This window comes from Candidatus Nitrosomarinus catalina, assembly GCF_002156965.1.
Classification (GTDB): Archaea; Thermoproteota; Nitrososphaeria; order Nitrososphaerales; family Nitrosopumilaceae; genus Nitrosopumilus; species Nitrosopumilus catalinensis.
The window spans coordinates 280,147-304,881 of record NZ_CP021324.1; the positions used below are offsets into that span (position 1 = coordinate 280,147).

29 protein-coding genes are annotated in these 24,735 nt (G+C 31.7%); 19 read left to right on the forward strand and 10 right to left on the reverse strand.

What is annotated here, in order from left to right; translation table 11 throughout:
- Nucleotides 1-7 precede the first annotated feature (7 nt).
- Both NMSP_RS01615 and NMSP_RS01620 read right to left on the reverse strand, forming a co-directional pair.
- On the reverse strand, nucleotides 8-1,147 hold the full coding sequence (locus tag NMSP_RS01615) for a DUF373 family protein (RefSeq protein WP_086907155.1): 1,140 nt from the start codon (nucleotides 1,145-1,147) through the stop codon (nucleotides 8-10).
- A gap of 69 nt (nucleotides 1,148-1,216) precedes the next feature.
- A complete protein-coding gene (locus tag NMSP_RS01620; RefSeq protein ID WP_086907156.1) occupies nucleotides 1,217-1,714 on the reverse strand; it encodes a hypothetical protein in 498 nt (165 codons plus the stop codon).
- Nucleotides 1,715-1,968: 254 nt separating this feature from the next.
- On the opposite strand from NMSP_RS01620, the gene NMSP_RS08330 reads away from it, so the two are divergent.
- The 7 genes from NMSP_RS08330 to NMSP_RS01650 all read left to right on the forward strand — a co-directional run bounded on the left by NMSP_RS08330 (nucleotide 1,969) and on the right by NMSP_RS01650 (nucleotide 7,307).
- Nucleotides 1,969-2,121, forward strand: coding sequence for a DUF5679 domain-containing protein (locus NMSP_RS08330; protein WP_192866193.1), 153 nt, complete (start codon nucleotides 1,969-1,971; stop codon nucleotides 2,119-2,121).
- A 66-nt stretch (nucleotides 2,122-2,187) separates the two neighbouring features.
- Entirely contained in the window at nucleotides 2,188-2,610 is a 423-nt protein-coding gene (locus NMSP_RS01625) for a translation initiation factor IF-2 subunit beta (protein WP_086907157.1), read from the forward strand.
- Nucleotides 2,610-2,906 carry a DUF424 domain-containing protein gene (locus NMSP_RS01630; RefSeq protein WP_086907158.1) on the forward strand — a complete coding sequence of 99 codons (297 nt, stop codon included), beginning with the start codon at nucleotides 2,610-2,612 and terminating at the stop codon, nucleotides 2,904-2,906. The genes NMSP_RS01625 and NMSP_RS01630 overlap by 1 nt, the downstream gene beginning before the upstream one ends.
- An 81-nt stretch (nucleotides 2,907-2,987) precedes the next feature.
- Complete coding sequence (locus NMSP_RS01635; protein ID WP_086907159.1) at nucleotides 2,988-3,773, forward strand: serine protein kinase RIO; 786 nt, start codon at nucleotides 2,988-2,990, stop codon at nucleotides 3,771-3,773.
- The gene (locus tag NMSP_RS01640; protein ID WP_086907160.1) at nucleotides 3,763-4,335 is read left to right on the forward strand and encodes a KH domain-containing protein; all 573 of its coding nucleotides are present in this window, start codon (nucleotides 3,763-3,765) and stop codon (nucleotides 4,333-4,335) included. Before NMSP_RS01635 ends, NMSP_RS01640 begins: the two co-directional genes overlap by 11 nt.
- Nucleotides 4,322-6,196 (forward strand): DNA topoisomerase VI subunit B, encoded by a 1,875-nt coding sequence (locus NMSP_RS01645; protein ID WP_086907161.1) that lies wholly within the window; start codon nucleotides 4,322-4,324, stop codon nucleotides 6,194-6,196. The genes NMSP_RS01640 and NMSP_RS01645 overlap by 14 nt, the downstream gene beginning before the upstream one ends.
- The gene (locus NMSP_RS01650; protein ID WP_086907162.1) at nucleotides 6,183-7,307 is read left to right on the forward strand and encodes a DNA topoisomerase IV subunit A; all 1,125 of its coding nucleotides are present in this window, start codon (nucleotides 6,183-6,185) and stop codon (nucleotides 7,305-7,307) included. The genes NMSP_RS01645 and NMSP_RS01650 overlap by 14 nt, the downstream gene beginning before the upstream one ends.
- Here the strand turns inward: NMSP_RS01650 and NMSP_RS01655 are convergent, their stop codons facing one another.
- Nucleotides 7,308-7,823: an Hsp20/alpha crystallin family protein gene (locus tag NMSP_RS01655; protein WP_086907163.1), complete on the reverse strand. Its 516-nt coding sequence runs from the start codon at nucleotides 7,821-7,823 to the stop codon at nucleotides 7,308-7,310.
- A gap of 17 nt (nucleotides 7,824-7,840) precedes the next feature.
- Here NMSP_RS01655 and NMSP_RS01660 point away from each other — a divergent pair, with 17 nt between their 5' ends.
- From NMSP_RS01660 to NMSP_RS01675, 4 genes are all read left to right on the forward strand, one after another.
- Entirely contained in the window at nucleotides 7,841-8,059 is a 219-nt protein-coding gene (locus tag NMSP_RS01660) for a hypothetical protein (protein WP_086907164.1), read from the forward strand.
- A 45-nt stretch (nucleotides 8,060-8,104) separates the two neighbouring features.
- Nucleotides 8,105-8,458, forward strand: a complete 354-nt coding sequence (locus NMSP_RS01665; RefSeq protein WP_086907165.1) for a hypothetical protein — start codon at nucleotides 8,105-8,107, stop codon at nucleotides 8,456-8,458.
- Nucleotides 8,459-8,567: 109 nt separating this feature from the next.
- Nucleotides 8,568-8,933, forward strand: a complete 366-nt coding sequence (locus tag NMSP_RS01670; protein ID WP_086908321.1) for a hypothetical protein — start codon at nucleotides 8,568-8,570, stop codon at nucleotides 8,931-8,933.
- A gap of 8 nt (nucleotides 8,934-8,941) precedes the next feature.
- On the forward strand, nucleotides 8,942-9,226 hold the full coding sequence (locus NMSP_RS01675; protein ID WP_086907166.1) for a hypothetical protein: 285 nt from the start codon (nucleotides 8,942-8,944) through the stop codon (nucleotides 9,224-9,226).
- Here NMSP_RS01675 and NMSP_RS01680 read toward each other — a convergent pair.
- Genes NMSP_RS01680 through NMSP_RS01695 form a run of 4 tightly spaced genes read right to left on the reverse strand, consistent with a single transcriptional unit; the run spans nucleotide 9,223 to nucleotide 14,871 of the window.
- Nucleotides 9,223-10,014: an S-methyl-5'-thioadenosine phosphorylase gene (locus NMSP_RS01680; protein WP_086907167.1), complete on the reverse strand. Its 792-nt coding sequence runs from the start codon at nucleotides 10,012-10,014 to the stop codon at nucleotides 9,223-9,225. The two genes, NMSP_RS01675 and NMSP_RS01680, sit on opposite strands and share 4 nt — an antisense overlap.
- Nucleotides 10,014-10,526, reverse strand: coding sequence for an adenine phosphoribosyltransferase (locus NMSP_RS01685; RefSeq protein ID WP_086907168.1), 513 nt, complete (start codon nucleotides 10,524-10,526; stop codon nucleotides 10,014-10,016). Before NMSP_RS01685 ends, NMSP_RS01680 begins: the two co-directional genes overlap by 1 nt.
- 34 nt (nucleotides 10,527-10,560) lie before the next feature.
- Nucleotides 10,561-12,735: a biofilm-associated protein gene (locus tag NMSP_RS01690; RefSeq protein WP_225971302.1), complete on the reverse strand. Its 2,175-nt coding sequence runs from the start codon at nucleotides 12,733-12,735 to the stop codon at nucleotides 10,561-10,563.
- A gap of 42 nt (nucleotides 12,736-12,777) precedes the next feature.
- Nucleotides 12,778-14,871 (reverse strand): AAA family ATPase, encoded by a 2,094-nt coding sequence (locus NMSP_RS01695; protein WP_086908323.1) that lies wholly within the window; start codon nucleotides 14,869-14,871, stop codon nucleotides 12,778-12,780.
- 103 nt (nucleotides 14,872-14,974) lie between these two features.
- Here NMSP_RS01695 and NMSP_RS01700 point away from each other — a divergent pair, with 103 nt between their 5' ends.
- The 3 genes from NMSP_RS01700 to NMSP_RS01710 are packed head-to-tail and all read left to right on the forward strand — an operon-like array spanning nucleotide 14,975 to nucleotide 16,885.
- Nucleotides 14,975-15,448, forward strand: a complete 474-nt coding sequence (locus tag NMSP_RS01700) for a hypothetical protein (RefSeq protein WP_086907169.1) — start codon at nucleotides 14,975-14,977, stop codon at nucleotides 15,446-15,448.
- A 52-nt stretch (nucleotides 15,449-15,500) separates the two neighbouring features.
- Complete coding sequence (locus NMSP_RS01705) at nucleotides 15,501-16,295, forward strand: transcriptional regulator (RefSeq protein ID WP_086907170.1); 795 nt, start codon at nucleotides 15,501-15,503, stop codon at nucleotides 16,293-16,295.
- Nucleotides 16,292-16,885, forward strand: coding sequence for an RlmE family RNA methyltransferase (locus NMSP_RS01710; protein ID WP_086907171.1), 594 nt, complete (start codon nucleotides 16,292-16,294; stop codon nucleotides 16,883-16,885). The genes NMSP_RS01705 and NMSP_RS01710 overlap by 4 nt, the downstream gene beginning before the upstream one ends.
- Here the strand turns inward: NMSP_RS01710 and NMSP_RS01715 are convergent.
- A complete protein-coding gene (locus NMSP_RS01715; RefSeq protein WP_086907172.1) occupies nucleotides 16,853-18,022 on the reverse strand; it encodes a tRNA (guanine-N1)-methyltransferase in 1,170 nt (389 codons plus the stop codon). The two genes, NMSP_RS01710 and NMSP_RS01715, sit on opposite strands and share 33 nt — an antisense overlap.
- Before the next feature lie 61 nt (nucleotides 18,023-18,083).
- Here NMSP_RS01715 and rnhB point away from each other — a divergent pair, with 61 nt between their 5' ends.
- A complete protein-coding gene (rnhB, locus tag NMSP_RS01720) occupies nucleotides 18,084-18,704 on the forward strand; it encodes a ribonuclease HII (protein ID WP_086907173.1) in 621 nt (206 codons plus the stop codon).
- Here rnhB and NMSP_RS01725 read toward each other — a convergent pair.
- Nucleotides 18,701-19,375 (reverse strand): fibrillarin-like rRNA/tRNA 2'-O-methyltransferase, encoded by a 675-nt coding sequence (locus NMSP_RS01725; protein ID WP_192866194.1) that lies wholly within the window; start codon nucleotides 19,373-19,375, stop codon nucleotides 18,701-18,703. The two genes, rnhB and NMSP_RS01725, sit on opposite strands and share 4 nt — an antisense overlap.
- Nucleotides 19,362-20,861: a ribonucleotide-diphosphate reductase subunit beta gene (locus tag NMSP_RS01730; RefSeq protein ID WP_086907175.1), complete on the reverse strand. Its 1,500-nt coding sequence runs from the start codon at nucleotides 20,859-20,861 to the stop codon at nucleotides 19,362-19,364. Before NMSP_RS01730 ends, NMSP_RS01725 begins: the two co-directional genes overlap by 14 nt.
- Nucleotides 20,862-20,946: 85 nt before the next feature.
- Here NMSP_RS01730 and NMSP_RS01735 point away from each other — a divergent pair, with 85 nt between their 5' ends.
- The 4 genes from NMSP_RS01735 to NMSP_RS01750 are packed head-to-tail and all read left to right on the forward strand — an operon-like array spanning nucleotide 20,947 to nucleotide 24,656.
- Nucleotides 20,947-21,858 carry a dihydroorotate dehydrogenase gene (locus NMSP_RS01735; protein ID WP_086907176.1) on the forward strand — a complete coding sequence of 304 codons (912 nt, stop codon included), beginning with the start codon at nucleotides 20,947-20,949 and terminating at the stop codon, nucleotides 21,856-21,858.
- Nucleotides 21,842-22,654: a dihydroorotate dehydrogenase electron transfer subunit gene (locus NMSP_RS01740; RefSeq protein ID WP_086907177.1), complete on the forward strand. Its 813-nt coding sequence runs from the start codon at nucleotides 21,842-21,844 to the stop codon at nucleotides 22,652-22,654. The genes NMSP_RS01735 and NMSP_RS01740 overlap by 17 nt, the downstream gene beginning before the upstream one ends.
- 51 nt (nucleotides 22,655-22,705) lie before the next feature.
- A complete protein-coding gene (locus tag NMSP_RS01745; RefSeq protein ID WP_086908324.1) occupies nucleotides 22,706-24,430 on the forward strand; it encodes a B12-binding domain-containing radical SAM protein in 1,725 nt (574 codons plus the stop codon).
- Between the two features lie 43 nt (nucleotides 24,431-24,473).
- Entirely contained in the window at nucleotides 24,474-24,656 is a 183-nt protein-coding gene (locus NMSP_RS01750; protein ID WP_086907178.1) for a 30S ribosomal protein S30e, read from the forward strand.
- The last annotated feature ends 79 nt before the right edge of the window (nucleotides 24,657-24,735 follow it).

A 24,735-nucleotide genomic window follows, 5' to 3' on the forward strand; every position in this document is an offset into this window, starting at 1 on the left:
TTAATTCTCATACCATTTCTTGGTCTTTTTGTTTTCTGTATTTTTTAAACAGAATTGTGGCTGAAACTAATGTTACTGCTAATCCTCCTAATAATGGTGGAATTAATGTGAATGAACTTTCATCAAATATCATAATATTGGTAAATTGAGCAATTATTGGATATAATGAAATCAAAACAATAATTCTTAGAATATCACTAATTTGTCTTGGAATTCCTCCAATCCAATTACTAAGTAATGTTCCAGCAAAAATTGCTCCCAATCCAATCCATAAAATTGGCAATGAGCCTGCTACAAATTGTCCAATAACAATTTGATTAGACATACTTTCAACTACTCCACCATTTTCTTCAATTATCTGAGGATCGATTGTACTAATTCCCGCCGGTACTGATGATAAAATCAATAACACTCCCGTAACCATTGTAAACATTCTGATAAAACCTGTCGGTGTAGGTTTTGACCAGCTTGTCCAAGCTCTATCTATATCAAATGCTCTGATTAAAAATGCTCCACCTAAAATACTTACAAGTACTGCAAAAATTTCTGCAGTATATCCAAAAACGGTTCCAATTCCCCCTATCAACAAAAGAATTCCTGGAACTCCCAAAAAGAATTTTGAATATTTTGTATCATAAGCAATCATTTTCAGATATTTTCCAAAAACTGCATAAGAATACTCTACACTTCTACTTACTTTCATCACTACTCTTTGTACTGAAACAACTGGCAGTACATTTTGGATAACTGGAATTACACTCTCATCATCTTCACCATCTGAAACAATTACTGCACCATTTGCATCAAATTTTTCTAGAATAATTCTTGCTTCTCGTAAAATTTTCTCATCTGCTTGTACCCCTCTATCTTTAACTCCTGTAATGGTAGCCACTTCAACTTGGTATCCTTTACTTATCAAATCTTCATAAGTCTTAATTGCAGCAAAAATTGAATTAGAATCAGCATCCTCGGGATCTTCTAATGCTAATCTTTGTGCTGCTTCTATACATGCATCCCTTCCTATTACTGGAGTGCTGATTCCTGTTTTTTCACCTACATCGTCGTCTCTATCTACACAAATTACAACTAATTTATTGGCTGTTGATTTACTTACATCTTTTTGAACTTTCGAAGATCTTTGAGACATGCTCTCTTTACATGGAATTAGTTTTTAATGATTTCCAACTCTTCTCATTAGTAAAATTCGGTTTTGAGCCTATGGTCTTAATTCATTTGATTGTTTTACATATTCCATAGATTCTGCTTTAATTGACTCAATTTTTTCTATAGTCTGTAAAATATCTTCATTTGGACTTGAATTTTGAATTTGATTTGCTAGAATCTTGGTTTCCAGAACATATTCGTTAAACTTTTTCATTGCATTCATGTAACTAATGTAACTTTCTTGCCATTGTTCAGATGGTTTTGAAGTAATGAATTCACTTATCTGCGTTGTGACTTGAGATGATGTTACTTCAGTGACTGTGATATAGTCCTCTGGTGAAATTTTTCCATCACGAAGATTTTGGTATTCGATATCTATGGATTCTTGTAATACTTCATGAATGTTTTCTGCTCCATCAAGATATCCTTGATAATCTGTTACAATGAATGTTGTATCATTTTCTTGTGGGATTATCCATAGTAAAAAACTGGCACTTGTAATTGCTGCTAAAATAATTACTGTTATTGCAATTCCTTTTTTTGATGCCATTTTCTCTTCTTATTGTGACCTAGTTTATATTTGATAATTTTTCTCAAATTATGACTAAATTAATTATATTTTGAAAAAACTATATTTTTAATTAATAATAATTGCTTTATTTATAATAAAATGTGCATTTTTATAAAAATTTTATTGATTTGATATTTTTTAGTGCCTAAAAAAAACTACGTACATCTAGTTTGATAGTGAAAAATATTTCACAGCCTCTTACTAAATACTTCCAAATTGTGTGTAATTTCATAATGGTTCAAGCATATTGTGTAAAATGTAGAGCAAAAACGGATATCAAAGATCCTAAAGAAGTGAAACTAAAGAATGGACGTCCAGCTGTAAAAGGCACATGTCCAACTTGTGGAACTAACGTATTCCGTATTGGCGCAATGCCAAAAGAATAGAGAACATTAGTTTACTCGATTCCACTTTTTCAAAAACAATATAGGGAATACCCCCCACGTTTTTTTATGACTAAATCTGACTATGAGAAATTACTTAAACGAATTGAAGACAAATTAGGTGATTCGACTGAAAAATCTTCTACCCGGTTTGAACTACCTGTTGTGGATGTAATGTGGGAAGGACAAAAAACATTTTTACGTAATTTCTCTGAATTTCCAAAAGTTTTACGAAGAGAACCCGATAAGGTACTTCAATACTTGTCAAAAGAATTTGCAGTTCCCGCAGAAAGATTGGGTGATAAAGCAATGTTTGTTGGACGTAGAGCTCCAGATGATTTTACAAGATTATTTCAAATTTATGTTAAAGACTATGTTGAATGTCCAACTTGTAAAAGTCCTGATTCAAAAATTATTAAAGAAAACCGTATTTCATTTTTAATTTGTGAAGCATGTGGTGCAAAATCTACTTTGAAAGGTAAATATGCGTAATGCAATTTTCAGTAAGAATTTCTGATTACCAAAAAAACATCATGGTCAATATGTGTGATGCTGAATTAATAGGAAAAGATGTTTTTGATGGTAAATTAAAAATTCACATTAGTGAAAGCTATTATGGTAAACAAATAGTAAACAAAGATGAGGCTACCTCTTTTTTAAAATCTGCTTCCATTATGAATCTAGTTGGTAAAGAAACAATTTCTTTAGCTATTGATCTTGGAATTGGTTCTAAAGATGGTGTTAAAATTATTTCTGATATTCCATTTTTAATTATATTTAATTCGTGACATGAATTTTCACTATCTAACCATCTCTAATGTTTTAATTAAAAAGCAATCTCTTTTATCTAGTGTGGAAAATAATAACTATTGACTGATACTATTAGTAGAAAATTAGAATCTAAAATTGATGATAAATTAATTTCAAAATCTAAACGAAGAGAACTAGATGATGGATTTAAGAAAGGTAAAGTTGTCAATGAAGTTTTAGATAAACCTACAGTTATGACATTATACAAAATGATAACAGATCATGTAATTGCATATGTTAATGGTTCTGTAAGTGCTGGAAAAGAATCTGTTGTTTTTTGGGGTGTTGCTGATGATGATACTAGTGTTGCATTGAAAATTTATTTGGTTAGTACTTCTAATTTTAAAAAACGTGAACCATATCTTACGGGAGATCCTAGATTCCGTCATGTCAAAAAGGGGACCAAAAATTTAGTTTACTTATGGGCAAAAAAAGAATACCGTAATCTTACCCAATGCTATGAGGCTGGAATTCCTGTACCTAGACCTCTTTATGTTACAAATAATGTACTAGCTATGGATTTTGTGGGTAATGATGGTGCACCTTGTAGGGCTTTGCTAACCTCAAATGTAGAACAAAATGATTATGAACAAGCAATTTCTTTAATTAAAGATCTATACCATAAAGCAAAATTAGTACATGGTGATTTTTCAGAATATAATATTTTTAAAACTGATGATGGATTAGTTGTATTTGATTTGGGTTCTGCTGTTGATCTTAGACATCCAAATTCTAAGGAGTTTCTTAAAAGAGACATTAATAACATTACACGATTCTTTAAGAAAAGAGGAATGACTATTGAAGATCCTGTTGACATATTTGAGGATATTGTAAATGAGCTTTGAAAAATTAATTCGTATACCTAATGATAGAATAGGTGCTCTAATTGGAAAATCTGGTAGCGTTAAATCTTCAATTGAAAAATCTTGTTATGTTTCAATTGATATTGACGGTGATAACGGCGAAGTTTTTATAAAATCTGTTGGTGATGTTGAAAAAATGCAACCATTCAAAGCAATGGAAATTGTTAATGCAATTGGACGAGGATTTTCTCCTGAAAATGCAATGACTTTGTTAGAAGGTGAAAATACATTACATGTAATAGACCTTAGAGAATTTGCTGGAAAATCTAATGCAAATGTTGAAAGGATAAAAGGGAGGATCATTGGAGAAGGAGGTAGAGCAAGAAAAAATATGGAAAATCTTACTAGTACACACATTTCAGTTTATGGAAGAACGGTTTCAATTATTGGCGATGCAAGTAAATTAAGATTAGTAGTTGATGCAATTTCTGCTATTTCCAGTGGAGGTATGCATGGTGCAGTTTATGACAAATTAGAAGCTGCAAACCGAAGAACAAAACAAGAAAAAATGCAATTGTGGGAAGATCAAGATGTCTTCTATTAAAGAAAAATTTAATCAAATTTCTCCTAGTGAGTTTTTTTATAGTAATAGGGATTTAGCTGGATTTAGTAATCCTACTCGTTCACTATACACTGCTGTTCGTGAATTTGTTGAAAATGCACTAGATGCATGTGATCAAAAAGGCATTCTTCCAGACGTTCATCTTACCATCAAGGCTGTTGATCCTGATAAACCTGACCCTAAACCTTACATTTTGACTGTAAAAGATAATGGACCTGGAATTGATGCAGAACACATCCCACTTGCTTTTGGAACTGTACTTTATGGTTCAAAATTTGGACTTAAACAAGCAAGAGGTATGTTTGGGTTGGGTGCAACAATGGCAATTTTGTATGGACAAATTACAACAAACAAACCTGTAACTGTAAAAAGTTCTTCAGACGCCAAAATTCAAAATCAATTTGAAATATTGTTGGATATTCAAAAAAACAAACCTGTAATAGTAAAACATACTACAAAAGAAGTTGCAAAAAAAGGATTGAGTGTCAGTATTTGTTTAGAGGGTGATTATTCTAAAGCAGGAAATAAAATTCGTGATTATGTTTATGAAACTTCTTTGATTACTCCTTATGCATCAATTACTTTTGATGACCCTAAAGGACAAAAATTTAGTCATCCTAGATTTGTAAAAGATATTCCACCACCACCTACTATTATTCGCCCTCATCCTCATGGAATTGACGTAGAACGAATTCGACGTATGATTGTTGAATCCCAATTTGAAATTCCAACAATTGATGATGCAATGATTGAAAAAGTTAGAAAAGATTTAGGTTTGTCCAAAAAGAATCTTAGTTTTAGTTCTATAATGGATAAAGCAAAGAAAAAATGGAAAAATCTTCCACGTCAAGTTAGAGTTGTAATTGCTTTAATGTCCTTTTTAAAAATGGATTTTGAAAAATTAAACAAAATTAGAATTGAGGATATTGACATGCCAAATAAAAAATTATTTTATTGGGATTTTGGTGATTCACAATCTAAATCTGTAGATATGGATCCTGAAAGTCAATATTATAAACAATTAACAAACACAGTTCAGGGCGAACCGTTAACCACATTTTTGACTAAACGATTTCAGCGTGTAGGGCCAACAACTGCAGTAAAATTTGCTGAATTTGCTAAAATAAAGCCTGAAAAAAGAATGGGCACTCTGACTAATCAAGAACTTGTCAATCTGAGTGATTCTCTTCAAAAATTTGATGATTTCATGGCTCCGGATTCTAGTTGTTTGGCTCCATTAGGTGCTGAACCTCTAGAAAAAGGAATTAAGAAATTTTTTAATCCTGATTTTGTAGCTGTAGTTCAACGTCCAGCTTCTGCTTATTCTGGATTTCCATTCATTATTGAAATGGGTATTGCTTATGGTGGTGATATTAAATCAGGCGGACCTCATGTTTATCGCTATGCAAATAGAATTCCATTACTTTATGATGAAGGAAGTGATGTTGTTATCAAAGTTGTAAATGACACTGATTGGGGAAGATACAAAGTAAAAGGTGAACCTCCTTTCATTATTGTTTCACATATTTGTTCAACAAGAATTCCATACAAAACTGCTGGAAAAGAAAATGTTGCAGATAGACAAGAAATAGAAAGAGAATTAAGATTAGCTTTGCAATTCTTATCTAGAAAATTATCTTCATTTATGTCTAAACGGGGTCAAGCTGAAGCTGCTAAAAAACGAGCAAATCTTTATGCAAAATACATTCCAATGATTGCAGAATTTTGTACCGAACTAGCTGGAAAGAAAAAAGAACCTAATTATAAGAAAATGTTAGAAACTGAAATTGAAACTGAAAATAAAAAAGCTGTAAAGGAGGAAAAAGAAATTGGCAACAAGTAAAAAACAAAAAGAAAGTAAAATTAAAGCTCGAAGTAAAAAAGCAGATGATAAACAAAAGAATATTCTTGAAATGCTAAAAAGTCATGGTGCAAAAATTTATGATGATTTAGATAATGGACAATTCCCAAAATTTTCTATTCCTAGCAGATCTGTAAGTAATATTGTATATGATAAAAAACTTAGACAATATATTTTAGGAACTAATGCTGCTTTGAGAAGCTCTAGAAATTCCGCTCAATTAAGATCATTTACACAATTAATGTGGTTGGCATTTTTTGCAAATAGATTAACAAATGAAAAAAAATCATCTACTTTGAGAGATGTTTACTACTCATCTCAAGCATTTGCTGTAGAATTTGAAGATCAATCTGAATCTGATAATATTATTGTGGATTTAGAGGCAGTAACTTCTAAACCTAGAGAGGATTTTCATATTTTTCCTGAGGAAAGAAGCTCTATTTTCGGTGATTTGAATATTGAATACACTATTCCTGGTTATGAAGGAAAGACAATGAATTTGGCAAACCATCCTGATGGATATTCGATAGGCCCAAGTTTGACAACTGCTGAATTGGTTGATACAAGTGCTGAAATTGTTATTGCAATTGAAAAAGGTGGTCTTTTTACAAGATTTGTTGAAGAACAAGTTGATAAAAAATTCAAATCAATCATCATTAATACTGGTGGACAAGCACCTCGTTCAACTAGAACATTATTGAAAAGACTTCATGATGAAATGAAATTACCAATCATTTGTTTAACTGATGGGGATGTGTATGGAGAACATATTGCAATGGTAATTAAATCTGGTTCTGCAAATGCTGCACATCTTAGAGAATTAACCGTTCCTGATGCTAAATGGGTTGGAGTTTGGGCTACTGATATTGAAAAATACAAGTTACCTACTATCCCAATGACTGAATCTGATATTAAGAGATGTTATGATTTACAAAAAGATCCTAGATATCAAGATGGAATTTGGAAAAAGGAATTAGATGTATTTTTGAGATTAAAAAGAAAAGCTGAATTGGAAGCATTCTCAAAATATGGTCTCACAAATATTACGGACAAATATTTACCACAAAAGTTAGAATTAGCAAAGAGTCTCTAATTATTTTATTCTTAGTGTTAATACACCATTTCTATATTTGAAATCAAATATTTGCATTTCATTTGCTCCTTCAATTGGAACTTCTTTTGAAAATCCGCCTGTACCACGAACATATAATATTCCATCTACTAATCTAACTGCAATTTTATCTTCAGGTCCTGGAACCTCTGCTACAAAAACAAATTCTCCTTCACCTTTGATTAAATCATAAACCCAATTCTTTGTTTCTTGCTCTCTTGCTTGTTCGTATGTTGCAGGTTTTTGCTCCACTGCCATCTTTTTAATTACTCTGACCCAGTAGACCATTGTTATTGCTGCTGCTCCGATTAGAATGAAACTGACATAACCTGTATCAGCCCTTTGACTCATTATGTATACTATCCCTAAAAATAAAATTACAATTATTGGAATTACGAAATTTAATGATTGTTCATTTGAATATGTTTTTTTGTAACTTGACAAACAATACAAATCGGTGTCCACCAAATATAAAGTATCTTTGATTTTTATTACCATTTTTGACAATTATCATATTGTCTGATCCCTCTAATTCTAAATTGAAGATTAGCGAGATTATGATCAAAGGAACTATAATGGCTACAATTCTTACAGTTCCCTCAATTATTGCCTTTTTAATTACATGGACTATTCTTGATAACTTGATAAACGCTGCAATTGTGGGTGGAGTTGTACATTTTATTGCAATGGGATTTAGTTTAAAAATTTCAAAAAAAATACTAGTAAAAAAATAATCCTTTAACCCATATTTTATGTACTTGTTATTTTCTTTGAAAATTATGGATTCTTCAAAACTTGAAAATGATTTAATTTCTGAAATTAAATTGACACCTATTCAGGCTAAAACCTATTTGTTAATTACATGGTATGGAAAAATGTCTTCCTCACAAATTGCTGAAAAATTAAAAATTTCATCTGAATCTGCTCAAAAAACTGCAACTGATTTAATGAGTCTAGGTGCTTTTATTGATATTTCTGAAACTGAATTTGAAGCAATGCATCCAAGGTTTACTGCAGTTAACATGTATAGAAAAATGTGTGAAAGAGAAAATATTGAATTTAAACGAAACAAAGTTGTTGATAGTATAGGTGTAATTTTAGAACAACCATATGATGATGCAAGAACTAAATAATGCTAATAATTTGTGAACAATATTGAGCGACACTGAAAAAACTGTAGAAAAACCTGAAGAAGAAAAAGTAAAAGCTGCTCCAGTTTACAAATGCTGTGACAATCCTCAGATTACATACTACGGTGTAGTAAATCTCAACATAGATGAACGAACTATAGGTTCTGTTGATGTATGGAGATGCGGTGTTTGTAAGAAACATTTCTGTGAGGAAAAACAGCTTGGTATTGAAGAATTAACTGATATTGTTGGAATGCCAAGAATTGATTCTGATGCAAAATGGGCCGTAAGCGTATGTAAATTACAACAAGGAAAATACAAATGGAAATTAGTAAAACTAAAAGAAAATGGAACCATTCAGCATGAATGTTTAGATGAAAAAGTAATTCCTCTCGAAAGTAAAAATTTTAAAATTGAAGATGAACAACATTGGAGCTTTTTAATTGAAGACAATGTTAACAAAGCAATTGAGATTTAGAATAGATTATGGACATAAAAGTTCACATTAATAATATTCATGGTAGCCAGATGGCTGCAAAAATTACTGGGAATTTTACATTAGATAATAATGAATTTCGTTTTACAGCTATTGCATTTGGTAGAATTGGTGGACAAAATGTTGGAGCAAAATTATCTCAAACTACTGAAACAGAACTAAAAAAATTAGGTTATGATATAGATGAGGTAATTATGAAATTACAACAAAACTTACTTCAAGGGGATTTGACACTTCCAGAAGGACTCAAGAAAGAATCCTTTGTAGATGATTAGAATTCTGCTTCTTCTAATGCTTTAGCACATGAACAAGTTCTTGTTTTTGGTATTTTTTCAATCAATTTTGTTAAGATTTTCTTTGTAGTTTCAACATTTTTTCCGAGTGTTTCTAATACTTCTTTTGCAGTAACTGGTTTATCTGCCCATACATCATAATCTGTTACTGTTGAAATTGATGCATAGCACATTTGAGCTTCTCTTGCAAGTTGACATTCTGGAACCAATGTCATTCCAATAATATCTGCACCTGTTGTTCTATAAAATTTAGATTCTGCTCTGGTTGAAAAACGTGGACCTTCAATGCATACGTATGTACAGTCTTTATGAATTCCGATATTTTCTTCATCAGTTACTTTAAGAATTGATGATTGTAATTCTGGACAAAACGGATCTGCAACTGAAATGTGGATTACTCTTCCGTCTTCAGAAAAAGAACCGTCTCTTGATTTTGTAAAATCTAAAAATTGTGTTGGTAAAACAAAATGACCTGGTTCTAATTCTTCTTTTAAACTTCCTACTGCTGATGGTGCAATAATTCTAGTAATTCCTAATTCTTTGAATGCCCAGATATTTGCTTTGAAATTAATCATATGCGGTGGAATTGTGTGTTTTTTTCCATGTCTTGGAAGAAATGCAATTTTTCTTCCTTTGAAAACTCCAACTGTTATGGTGTCTGAAGGTTTTCCATATGGTGTATCTATATCGATTTCTTGCGCATTTTCTAGCAAGCCTGAATCATATATTCCAGTTCCACCAAAAATTCCAATCTCTACGTCTTTTTCCATTAATATTTCACCAGTGATTTACAATTGTATTTGCTTAGTCCTTTAATTCCGTTTAACTCTGTTAATTCAATTATAAATGCAAATCCTGTTATTTCTCCACCAACTTTTTCAATTAGTTTTCCTGCTGCTTTTGCTGTACCTCCAGTTGCTAATAGATCATCACAAATTATTACTCTTTGACCTTTTTCAAGAATATCTTTTTGAATTTCAATTGTATCCTTTCCGTATTCTATGGTATATGATAACTTGGCAGTTTTTCCTGGTAATTTGCCTGCTTTTCTAACCATTACAATACCTTTGTTGTATCTCAATGCCAAAATTGTTGCTAGAAGGAATCCTCTTGACTCAATTCCTGCAAACACATCTACATTTTTTGGATGAAAATGTTTTACAAATTCATCGGCAATTTGTGATAGTGATGAAGGATCTTTTAAAACTGGACTGAAGTCTCTGAATAGTATTCCTTTTTTTGGAAAATTAGGGTATTCTGCAATTTTATCTTTAAGATTCATACAAATTGCTAAATTCACTAAAATAAAAATTGTATTATTCTATCACGATATCTTTTTTCACTTCATTTTTTGAATCATTTACAGTAATTGAATACGTTCCTGGAGGTAAATCTTTAGGAATCGTCCAAAGAATTTCACATTTGAAATCCATTGTTGGTAAGCATGAAAGACTTTGTCCTATGAGATTACCCTTTTGATCAAATACCTCCAAGGTCACTGATGTTTTTTGAGTTGTTGTAATTCCAACTTTGACACTTTCCCCAAATCCTGGGATTTCTACTTTTTCTCCAATTTCTATAATTATTCCTTCTTCTTGAGGTGAAATTACTTCAAATTGTGATCTATCTATGTTTGAACCACTACTAACATTGATTTTCCAAGTTCCTGAAATTGCATTTGTTGGAATTTTGAAATCTTCCACTTTGAACGTTCCATCACTGTTTGACGGAATTTCTAAACTTTTTATTTCAACTCCATTAGGATTTACTAATGCTGCTGTTAATAGTACATTTGGATTAGTTGAACCAATCAATAGAATTCTTTCTCCTTGAGAATACTCTGTTTGTGTTGTTTGTGCATTAATAGGACCTGAACCTATTTGTAAGCCTACTGAGAATTTCTCACTACTTTGTGCATTGCCTTTTTGAGCTACTGCTGTGTAAATTCCAGAACTATATCCTCCTAATTCTAATTCATAAGTTCCTCTACCATCTTCTTGTAACATAACTTGTATATCTTCTCCACTGATACTTCCTGATGGGTTAATTATCATAATCTTCAAAATTTCTGAAGGTTTACCTAATAGGGAAATAATTGCATTATCTGATGATTTGTAATTTGTTTTGTCAAATTCAATATTTACTGGAATTGATGGCATTTCTCCATATCCTACATAAATGAATTCTTTTACTTTATTTTGAGTTGCAATCAAAGTCCATGTTCCTTCTAAATCATCGTTTTCGGTTGTTTGGTATTGAAATTCAACAAATCCTGATTCTCCAACAGTAAGTATATCTGATGTAATTTCTTTTCCTAGATTGTCTTCTAAGGCTAATTCAATTAATTGATTTGGTAATGCTGTTCCGTTAAATTTGATAATGCTGCCTGGATCAAACATTATTTCAGTTGGGGCGATTAGTATTGTTTTATCTGTTTGAATTGTCCAATATTTTAGATTTTGATTTTTTCCATCTGAAGTTATAATGGAATATTTGCCAAATGGTGCATCATACGGAATACTGATTGGTTCACTTAACTTCCAATTTCCTGTACCGTCTACTTTTTGTGTTCTACTGTTAATGGTTTTTTGTTGTGGATCTTTAATTTCTATAATTATGGCACTACCTGGTGCACCTGTTCCAGATAATTCTAAATTATCTCCTCTATGTACTATTTTATCTATTCCATTAATTGTAATTTTTATATTTTCTAATTTTTCTATTCTATTTTGATTTTCTCCCAGTCTTAAACTAACAATTTTTTCTTCACCTTGATTATTTTTTATCTTGAAATCTATCCTATCTTTAGAAATGTTATCTGGAATTTTCATGGTTGTTATGAAATTTCCATTATTGTCTGTCTCAAAACTTCCAATTCTACTACTATCTATGTAAAAATCAAAAAGTTGTGATACTCCAAAATTTTCACCTACTACTCTAATTGTTGAGCCTGCATTTGGTTTATCTGGAATTATTCTAAAAACTGAATCTGAAAATATTTCTCCATCTGTATCAATGATATTTTGATTTGATTCGATATTTGGATTTTGATTCACTTTCTGAATTTTTGTGGTACTAATGACTCCTGTATCTATTACTGAATTTGTTGTGTCTAATCCTTTCCAATTAATTACTGGATTTGGTTTATCTGTCTTAATTCCAAATTTTACTGATTGATTTTCTTTAATTGATTCTGATGATGAAAAAACTATTACTCCCTGTGAATTTTTTTCACCAATCCATCCTTTTTCTGTTTTAAAAGATTCAAAATTAGCATCTTGACTTAGCCAAATTCTAAGTGTTTTAACGTCTTGTGTTCCATCATTTGTAAATGTGATAATTGATGTCTTTTCTACTCCCATACTTTTTACATTAATTTCTTCAGCGTAACCATTTGATGGTATAAAAATTATTGAAACAGAAAACAATATGATTGCTGAAAGTGCAATACTACTAGTAACTGGTTTTTTCATATTAGCCATTTTTTTCATATTTACTTTAAACTCCATTTTAATTTAGTATTTCTCATTTTTTTATTCTCTCTTTTTTTGAAATTTCTCAAGATCTGGTTTCGTTGCTGTGTTTTGATACTGTCGAATCCTTTCTGCAATTAATCTGTACAATGATCTGAATTGGTCTTTTGTCTTATCTGATAAGAAATTAGTCTCTTCTAATGTAATCTTTTCACAAATGTATCTTGTAATTTCCTCATTGTTAAATTCCCCCCAATCATCCTCGCTATGTTCTTGCCAAACTCTTCTTAATTTTTCTAAGATACCGTTGGAATCCTTAGAATCAATACTTTCTGGTGTTAAATTCGAATACCCTTCTTGTCTTAATTTAATTTCGTATGTTTGATTTACTGCATGAAGATAATCTTCCACTACAACATAATCTTCAATTGATTCCATTTTTTTACCATCCCTTTCAAAAAAGATTGTTTGAACTGTAGAGAATTGATTTGATTCTAATTGTGCAGATATTTGTTTAGATTCTTCTGTATTATCTAATAAAACAAATGTTTTGTATCCGTGATTTCTATAAAATATTGCCAATGGCAAAACTGAATTTTTATTATACGCTGCAATTACATTTAATGGATTCATTGAAATGTTTGGATCTTGCAAAAATTTGTCAAATGAATTCAAATACATAGAGTCTGACATTGTTTCTACAATGATTACTGGTCTAGAATTTGTTCCAATTTCTCTATCTACAATTGCCTCTACTTGACCTCTGCATAATCCATACAAAATAGGAGTTAGTGTTTTATCATCTGCATTCCAATAATCATAGAAAATTCTACTAAGATGTTTTCTTTTATCTAATTCGACAACTAGCAGATTTCCTGGTGTATAATCAAATATCATAAATGGTGAGTGTGTTGCATATAGAACTTGATTAGAACCTGCCAAATTTTTCAATAAATCTGAAATTCCCATTTGTTGTGTTGGGTGAAGATTTCTTGCTGGTTCATCTAAAAGTAATATTGCTTCTTTTAATTCTGAACGTTGTGTTTCAGCTGCAAAATTTACAATAAATGAAAATGTCCACTTGAAACCCTCTGCACGTCTATTTAGTAATCCTGTGTTTGTAATTGTTCCATCTTTGTGTACATCTGAAATTACGACACTCATAATATTTCCTGGATTATATCTTAAATCAACATGAATAGGATCTCCTTTCCATGCAGGGTTTAATTTTTTAGTCAATCTGTTACTTGCAGTATTAAGTAATTTGATACATTTTGATGGCTGTTCTTTAACTTCATCCAATTCATTCATGTCTAATTCTGCTAAATAAAACAAATTTCTTACAGTTTCAGCTTTATCAAATTCTTCAATGAATTCAATTGAATCTTGTTTTTGTTCGTTTTCTTTTCTTAAGTATTCATTTAGGTTGATGTTCCCATAAATTTTCTTATAATCTGAAAAATAAACAAATCTAGGGTGTAATTCTGAAAAAATGAAATTCTTTAATGCAACTTTTTGACTTTCACCGCTAAGAAGATTTGAAAATTGGTTTTCTGGCTTATGATAAATTTTTTCCCATTCTTCAAGGATTTTTGATTCTTCAATTGCTATTACGTGTAACTCATTACTAAATTCTGCCATTCCACTGTCAAATGATTCTTGGTTTTTTGGAACTTCTCCTTCAAATAATTTTGTATTAATTTGAATTCTCACATGGTTTGGTAAAGTATCTAAAAACTCAAGAATTTCTTTTGTAAAATTTTCCCATGAATTTAATCCCCCGTCATCAGCATCACTGATTTCAGTTCCTTCAAATTCATATTGTACTTTGGGATTTCTATTTGTTCTAAACAACTTGATTTTTTTAATTTCTGGTAATCCCGGGAATTTCTCTTTTAGTATTTCCATTTCATATTCATTTAATTCAAATTCTCCTTCAGCTAGTTTGACTTCCTCTTTAAGCTCCTCAGTCATCTCATCACAAAGATCTAATTCTGAAATTTTTTCATCTCTGTTTAATAATGTCAATGCTTGTAGAATGGTTGTTTTTCCACTTTCATTTCGTCCTACAAATGCAGCCAAGTCTCCTACCGTTATTTCGCCAGAATCATGAATGCATCTGTATGCTCGAACTCTAAATTTTCTAAGTCGCACATGCAATATCTACACGGATACGATTTAACTTATTCGTCACAATGTAGCCTTAGCCTCAATTTTTGCTAAATAGATATAAGGGAATTACCTAGTTTAGTACAAAATGGTCTCATCAAAACAAATGGTTGTATTTGTTTTACCTGTAATATTCTCTATTGTATTTGGTTCTGCAGTTATGGCTGACACTCTTCAGAAACCTGATAGAGAATTGAATATGTGGCCTATGACTTTCTCTGGAGAGTCTTCTCATGGAAAGTCATCTCATGACTCAGATCTTGAAATAATTGGACTATCAAACCAATATGCTATTTCTGAACCTGTCCAAATTCAAGTAAAAATTAATGATTCATCCCTAAGTTGTGGTGATTTGTATATCACAATTTATGTTTCTGGAAGCGCTGACGTGGTGACCCAAGGTGGTTATTTCAACCAATGTGTAAAAGATGGTAAGTTATTTCCAAACAATGATACTTTTTCAAAAATAATTGACACTCCTGGTTCTTACAAAATTGTTGCAGATATTGTTTCAACTGATCTGACAAATATTTCTACTACTGGAACATTTACTGTTAAATAGGAATGAATTATTCAGAGAATAGTAGTAAATTGAATTTACAAATGGTGATTATATGACAAAACTTGATGAAGCAAAAAAAATTAAAGCAGAAATTGAAGAATTAAAAAAGAAAACAAAAATTCTTGAAGCAAAACCAGCTAAAAAAGTAACAAAGAAAACTGCAGCAAAACCAGCTAAAAAAGTAACAAAGAAAACTGCAGCAAAACCAGCTAAAAAAGTAACAAAGAAAGAAGCAGCAAAACCAGCTAAAAAAGTAACAAAGAAAGAAGCAGCAAAACCAGCTAAAAAAGTAACAAAGAAAGAAGCAGCAAAACCAGCTAAAAAAGTAACAAAGAAAGATGAAGTAAAACCTGTAAAACCAAAAAAATTAACTAAAAAAGAATTAGAAGAAGAAAAAAGAATTGCAGAGAGAACTGTTGAAGATGAATTAGAAGAACAACTAACTGAAGCAGAAATTGAAAATTTCCAAATTGAGAAAGTTGACATGGAACGATTGACAAATAAAATTTGTGATATTTTAGCTGAAAAAGAATCTGATGGAATGCTACAAAGTGAATTGTGGAAAAAATTGAAACTTTCAAGTCGAGATGGTTCTAGATTGTCTTTGAAACTCGAAAGGATGGGTACTATCAATAGAGAAAAACTTCTTGAAAACGATCGTTGGACATACAAATTAATTTTAAAGAAAACTCCAATCAGTACACAATCAATTGAAAATTCCCCTTGTTTGGTTTGTACTGTTGAACAAAAATGTTCTCTAGATGGTGAAATTAGTCCAAAAACATGTCAATTAATTGAGGATTGGGTTATCGCTGAATACAAAAAACCATCTAAGGCTAAAAAATGAAACTAGCTGATGCACGTAAAGATCATTATCGTAGATTAGCTCATGAACAAGGATTTAGAGCAAGATCTGCATTCAAATTAAAAGAATTAAACAAATCTTATCGAATAATCGGTCCTGGATTTTATGTATTAGACCTTGGTTGTGCTCCTGGTGGATGGACTCAAGTTGCTGTCAAGTTAGTTGGAAATCAAGGAAAAGTAATGGGAGTTGATTTATCTTATGTTGAGGAAATTCCTGGTGCACATATTGTTAGGGATAATATTGAAAATGAATCTCTAGTTGATGATGTTTTATCGTATTTTGGGCGTAAAGTTGGTGCAGTAGTATGTGATCTTTCTCCACAGGTAACTGGAAATTGGTCAGTTGATCATGCAAGACAGATTTCTTTAAACTATGATTGTACTAAACTAATGGACAAAGTTTTAGCTCACAAAGGAAACGCTGTTTTCAAAGTTTTTGATGGTGAATATTCTTTAGAATTTAGAGATTATGTAAAGAAAAAATTTGCCAGAATTAATCTAACAAAACCTGATGCAAGTAGAAAACAGAGTAGTGAATTATACTGTGTTTGTATGGGGTTCACTGGATAAATTAAAAATTTTAATTATCTCATTTATGTTTGCATTTGTTTTAAATCCTGTAGGATTAAATGATGTTATACTAGATGTAAATCCATTTTCTTTTAAATTTAATATGACTTTTTCTAATTTTGGTGGGGATGTTTTAATTTTTTTGGCAATTTCATCTAATGTAAAATAATATCCTGGCATTTCTGCTTCCTCTAAGCATTTATGAATAGTTTTTTCACATGATTTTTGTATTTTTAAATTTGAACTTTCTTCAATCATAGTTTTAACAAATTCTTTATCAAATATTTTTCCTATCCATAATGGTCCTGCACTACTATTTTTTGATTTACATAAATCACATTCTTGTTGTTGTTCAATAGCTGTTTTTCTATGCCCACAATTTTTACAATGTAAAATATATCCAAGATTTTCTTCCTGATCTATTCGATTCAAAATTTTCGTATATGTTCGATAATAATGCATTTCAGTTTCAACAAACATGGGAATCATTGTAACTCCTAATCTAGCAGCTACGGACCTAAGACTTCCTAAAATTAGCCTGATGGCCATTTCATTTCCGTATTCCACTCTTACTGGAACTCCACCATATTTTCTCTTACATGCTCCCTGAAAAAGACCGTTTAATACTTGAAGATCTGTTGCAGCAGTTGATAATATTCCTCCATGCATAGTTGCCCTAATCCCACAATCAAAAAATGCTGCAGGAGAACCAAATGGGTCAATATCTACTATCGAACCTCTATTCCCTTTTCTGGAATGTTCATTTAGGAACACACATGCTTCTTTTTCAGAAAATTCAATATCATTCAAATTGTTAAGCATGGATGAATCTTTTGCTAGCTCTAACGCCGTTGGATTAAGATCATTTATTTTCATTTTTTCAATTTTTAATTCATTTGCAACACGTAACCCTCTTGCCCCTACTCCTGATAATGATTCCAAGAAAATTTTTGGACCTTCAAATTTTTTTAAAAATGCTGCATATGCAATTATTGAAAAATCTCTGTTTGTTTTTGCTTTGGGATTGAAAAATGCTGGTTTAATCGGAGGTACTTTCTCTGTTAATGATTTTTTTGGAACTAATAATTTTGTATCTCCTTCAACAATTTCTTGGAATAATTCATTTGTATTTTTCATTTCTTTTTCTAGTTTTTAATTACGTATAACGGTTTAATACTTGTGTTTAAAGACAAAATTTGTGCAAATCTGTGGGATTGATGATGCAGGACGTGGTTCTATGTTGGGACCTTTAGTTATAGCTGGTATTTCTTTAGAAAAAAAAAATTTGAAAAAATTGACTGCACTTGGAGTTAAGGATTCAAAAAAACTTTCATCTAAATCTCGTGAAATATTATATAAAAAAATAATTGAAATTGTTGATGATTACTATATTGCAAAAATTCCCCCACGTTCTATAGATGCTAGTGTTAAGAAGCATCTTTTGAATAATCTTGAAGCAAAGTATATGGCAAAAGTGGTTTCAAAATTAGATGCAGATACTTCTTATGTTGACTCTTGTGATGTAAAACCATTAAGATTTGGTAAAGAAATTTCTCAACTTTCTGATGGTCGTAAAATTAAATCATATCATCATGCCGACAGTAAATTTGTAGTGGTATCTGCAGCATCCATTCTTGCAAAAGTTACTAGAGACAAATCTATTGAAAAATTAAAAAAAACTCATAATCTTGGAAGTGGTTATCCTTCTGATTCTACAACTGTTAAATTTGTTAAAAAATATTATAAAAAAAATCATTCCATGCCTGTTTTCGTGCGTAAAAGCTGGAAACCTGTGCAAAAAATAATGGGTAAAAATTAATTTTTATATTTTGCAATTACCATTGCATGATCCTTATCATATGGATGTAGGTCTATTGATTCTAAAATTTCAAATCTTTCTCTTAGTTTTTCTATTTCTTCTTCTACAATTCTTTTTGGAGCTTTTGTTACATCTATGCTTCTAGTTTTAATCACTAAAAAGAACAATCCATCTTTTTTTAGAAACATGTCACAATTATCTACTGCAATTTTTGTTTGATCTGGTTGTGCTATGTCCACATATACTACATCCACTTTTCCAAAGACTGAAAAATATTCTTTAGGTTTTCTTGCATCTTGTAGTATTGGCATGATGTTAGATCTATGTGTGGCCACTCTGTCTAAGAAATCTCTTGCAACTCTACTAGCATGTTCTACTGCAAAAACTAATCCACTTGGACCTACAATATCTGAAATATGGCTTACTGTCGTTCCTGTTGATGCGCCTAAATACAAAACTTTTGTATTGTTTTTAAACGGAAAATTTTCTAATCCATTCATTATCGATGCTGCTAATTTACTTCTAAACGGATCCCATAATCTATACTCAATTCCTTTTTTAATAATTAATTTTTCCTTGTAAACTTGATTTCCTGGAACTAGATTTTCAGTAGAAATTTTTTGTTCTCCTTCTGATTTTATCCAAAAATATGATTGATTATCTTCTTCCAAACTTCTTTCTCTTTCTATTTGAGTCTGAACCTTCTCTTCTTCTTTCACCATAACTGGATCTTTCGTTTCTATCTCCGCCTTCTCTTCTATTACCATAACTGGATCTTTCGTTTCTATCTCCGCCTTCTCTTCTTCTTTCATCAAATCTACCACCTTCTCTTCTACCACCTTCTCTTCTTCTTTCATCAAATCTACCACCTTCTCTTCTACCACCTTCTCTTCTTCTTTCATCAAATCTACCACCTTCTCTTCTACCACCTTCTCTTCTACCACCTTCTCTTCTACCACCTTCTCTTCTACCACCTTCTCTTCTACCACCAAAGTTTCCATCTCCACGACTAAATTGTTGAGGTTTTCTGATGTCTTTTTCAGTTGGATTTTCATATTTTTTACCTATTTCATCTACTCTGATATTGAGTTTTTCTAGTAAAGTTTGATTCAATCCTTCACCATACACATCCACTCTTGCAGCAATTACTGCTTTTGCAGCAACTGCTCTTGCAATCTTGCCTCTTTGCCAACGTGGAGCTGCATGAACCATTGCATGTTGGAATAATAATCCGTGCTTTGGTGGTTGAGAACCTGTCTTTAATGATCTAAACAGTGCTTTTTCAGCACCTAATACTTGTATTGTACTTGCAGGAAGTGATGCCATTCTTTTTAAACTTCCAGCTCTTCCTAAAATTCTTGCACCCACTGCAGTACCTAAAATAGCAGAAAGGTTAGGTGCAATTTCTTGCATTTCTGATTCTACATGTTCTTCAAGTTTTTTACGTAATTCATAGAAATCTAAAATTTGTTTTGCAATCGATTGAACAATTGATAAATTAATATCTGAAATATCTCCTCCTCTACTTTTTGATAAGATCAATGATAACATCTCCACTTTTGATTCTGGAAAACCAGCTTCTTCAAAAACTTGTTTTGATAATGATTCTCGTTTCCCTGCCATTACAATTTGTGCATATCCGTTGATACTATCTATCATATTATCTAATTCAGGAAAATGTAATCCATACCATTCTCTGAGTCTTGAACTTAATCCATTTGCAATTTTATCAATTTCATCCAATGAATTAATTGCTTGAATAATATGAAGATCTGGACTTTGTGATACTTCTGTAACTTTTGAAGATGAAAACCCTAAAGCAAATTCTCTTAATTTGCCCAATGTATCTTGAAGATTTGATGCAAATCCTGAATCTACAATAATTTGCGGTTTTGTAGATTGTACTTTTTCTAATTCTTCTAGATCCATTATATGACAATCAATTGAAAATTTTTTCAAAATTGCAAGTAATGACTCGTCACTAACTGAAACTCCTCTTTGAATCTTAGCTAAATAATTAATTAATTCATTTAATTTTGCTTCTTTATTTTTTATTGCAAGATATTCTTTAACTGGGTTTGAAAATGGAAATGATTTATCTACTTGCCCATCATTAAAAACTGATATTCCTAATTCGGTTAAAATTACTGAATACATGAATAGTTGAACCTAGATCACCTTTAAAAAATGTACTAGATCATTAAATCAACTATTATATTCGAAACTGGATTTATCTATCCTGATGGAACCCAGTCTTGCAACTTCTATAGGTAAAATGCAATTAGATAAACCTGCTATGCTTGCATCTGGAATTCTAGGAATTTCTTTGGATGTATTTAATCGATTATATCGTTCAGGTGCTGGAGCAGTTGTCACAAAATCCCTTAGTAGCGAGCCATGGGAAGGTTATCCAAATCCTACAATTTTTAGTGTAAATGGCGGTGGTTGGATGAATGCCGTTGGTCTTTCAAATCCAGGTGCTTCAAATTTTGCTAAAATGATTGAACCCAATCAGGACGTTCCAATAATAGTGAGTTTAGTTGGTTCTATTCCTAAAGATTTTGAAATGATGATCAATGAATTTAAAAATTGTAATGTTACTGCATTTGAACTAAATTTGTCTTGTCCACATGTTGCAAAAGTTGGTTTAGAAGTTGGAGATGATCCTGAGTTAGTGAAGAAAATAGTAACTACTGTAAAAAATTCTACTACTGCTCCTGTAATTGCAAAAGTTGGTTTGGGCACTACTAATTATCTTAATACTGTTAAAACTGCAATCGATTCAGGAATTGATGCTATAACTGCAATTAATACTGTTAGAGCAATGGCAATTGATGTTGAAACTCAAAGACCAATTCTCAGTAACAAATATGGTGGTTTGTCTGGTACGCCAATCAAACCAATTGCATTAAGATGTGTTTATGAAATTTCTTCTAAATACGATATTCCAATTATTGGGTGTGGTGGAATTTCTACTTGGGAAGATGCAATAGAGTTTTTCTTAGCTGGTGCTTCTGCTATTCAACTTGGTAGTGCAATAGGTGATAATTGGATTAATGTTTTTGATGATATCAACAAAGGTGTATTGCAATACATGAAACAGAAAAATTATTCTACAATACAGGAGATGGTGGGACTTGCAAAGAAATTCTAATCATACTACTATTGTTACAATTGAAAAAGTAGTTGATGAAACTCCTACTGTTAGAACTTTATATTTTTCAGATGATGTGATGTCTAATGTTTTACCTGGACAATTTGCAATGGTTTGGATTCCTGGAATTAATGAATTACCCATGAGTGTAATGATTTCTAATGAATCTGGAAAGGCAGCATTCACTGTAAGAAAACACGGTTTGGCATCAACTGGATTATTCAATATTAAAACCGGAGAAAAAATTGGAGTTCGTGGACCTTACGGAAATGCTTTTGATATTAAACAAGGAAAACTTTTGCTAGTTGGAGGAGGAACTGGACTTGTTCCAATGATGCGATTATTAACTCATGTAAAACCAACTGATGATGTCACTGTTTTAATTGGTGCAAAATCAAAAGATGAAGTTTTCTTTGAAAATTTGGCAAATGAACTTTTAAAAAATAATTCTCATAATGTGATTGTTTGTACTGATGATGGAAGTTATGGTGAAAAAGGATTTGTAACTGATGTTGTTGAAAAATTGGTTGCTGAATCTAATTTTGATGGTGTGTATACATGTGGCCCAGAAAAAATGATGTACAAAACTGTTCAATCCGCTCATTCTAGAGGTATTTTCGTTCAGGCCAGTTTAGAGCGTATGATGAAATGTGGTGTTGGAATTTGTGGAAGTTGTTGTGTCGGAGAAGATCTTGCCTGTAAAGATGGGACTATCTTTGATGGAAATCATCTGTCTCAAAACAAAGAATTTGGTTATACGCACAGAAATAAGGCTGGAATTCTTGAAGATTATTGACTTTTTCGAGTAAGGTTTAAAATCAATCATAAAATATTTTGCGTGAAGGGAATGGGAACTCCAAAAATCGTTTTAACTGCTGACAGAACTTTGATGTCTCCGTATCGGGGATTGTCTTTGGCAACATTTTTTGGATGTGCACCTGCATTAGACCCTAACAGAGATCCTAAGAGCTTCTGGTACAAAATACTGGGAAAACAAGTAACTCCTAAAGTTCTATTTGATTTCATTTGTAATTGGTCTCCTGACATCAATGGTGCAGCAAAATATGCTCCATATGGATTGAGAAAATTAGAAGCTGGTTTGTTACGTGATGGCTTCGCACGAAGTGATGTAGTTGTTGCTCATCCAAATCACATTGAAAAATTTATTGGCCCTGAAACTGAAGTTATTGGAACTTATGAAATGGATCCACTTGGAATGGGCCCTGTAACTATGACATTTACTTATGGAAGAAAACAAACATCTTACGATGAGTTTTACAATGCCGAATTACATCATAGAATTAAAGCTGCTAAAGCAAGAACTGGAAGTAAAGCTAAAGTAATTTCTGGTGCATCTGGTACTTGGCAATATAATTATGATCCTGAAAAAATTGAAGAGTTTGGAATTTATGCAATTTTAGAAGGAGAGCTTGGTGGTATTGCACCTGAAATTGATGGACATGCTGGAAGATTCTTTAATTATTTGATTAACGGTGACTTTGAAAATATGGATCCATTTAGAAAAAGAAGTGACTTTAAAGTTAACATTAAAGAATTTGAAAGAAATAATAAAAAAATCCATGGACGATTTGTAAATTTCTGGGATAGGCCTGATTTAGAAGAAATTCCAGATATTGTCGAACCTAGTATGCACGGAATGGTAGAAGTAATGCGTGGTTGTGGAAGAGGCTGTAAGTTTTGTGATGTCACTTTACGATCTTTGAGATATTATTCTCCAGAAAAAGTGAAAAAAGAAATTGAAGTTAACATCAAAAAAGGTGGTTCAAAATCTGCATGGATTCACAGTGATGATATTTTTGTTTATGGTATGGATCCAAGAACTGCAAAGGGAATGGAACCAAATAGAGAAGCATTAGAAGAATTATTCACCGCAATTATGTCTACTGGAGTAGAACATACAAATCCAACACACGGAACATTGGCAGGTGCAATTGCTGATGAAAAACTTCTTCCTAATTTATCTAGAATCATGAAAGCTGGTCCTGATAATATGATTGGAGTCCAAGCAGGATTTGAAACTGGAAGTCTTAGATTAATAGGTAAATACGCTGATAGAAAACTTGCTCCATATGATCCATCTGAATGGCACTGGGTTGTAAAAGAAGGTGTAAAATCAATGAATGAAAATTATTGGATTCCTGCATTTACTCTTATTATGGGTCTTGATAATGATGAAACTCCTGAGGATTCATGGGATACTATTAGACTTCTTAGTGAATTAGAACATGAACAACCTGATTCTATGTTTACTGCTACTGCTCTAACCTTTGTTCCAATTGGCTTACTTGAAACTTCTAATTTCTTTAATATTGGAAATGAAATGACTCCTGCACAATTGGGAGTTCTTTACAAGACATGGCAACATAATTTCAAATATGCTATTCAAAAATTCATGACTAAAACTGGTGCAAAAGGACCACAAAGATACTTCTTCAACGCTATTGCAAGATCTCTTGGCGGAGTTCCTCTTGGTGCTATGGAAAAATATGCCCGTAGAAAGAGTCCAGAACATGAAAAAGTTATTGAAACTATCAAGGCAAAATACTGGTAATTATTATCCAAATACATAAATTCACTAATTCTAACTGTAAGATATGGCAACACACGGTTCATTAACTAAAGCAGGTAAAGTAAGAGGACAAACCCCTAAAGTTGAAGGTAGAAAAATTGTAGGAACAAGTTCTAGTGTAGCTAATAAAAGTAATTTCAAAAAACGATTTGCTTTAGGTAGATTCCCAGGTCAAAATAAACCTGGTCAAAGAAGAAAGAAACGTTAGAGTATTTTTCTCCTGTATTTTTATGATTTAACGATCAAATTTTTAAACAATACCCTTATAAAGTACAGGTACCGTACTA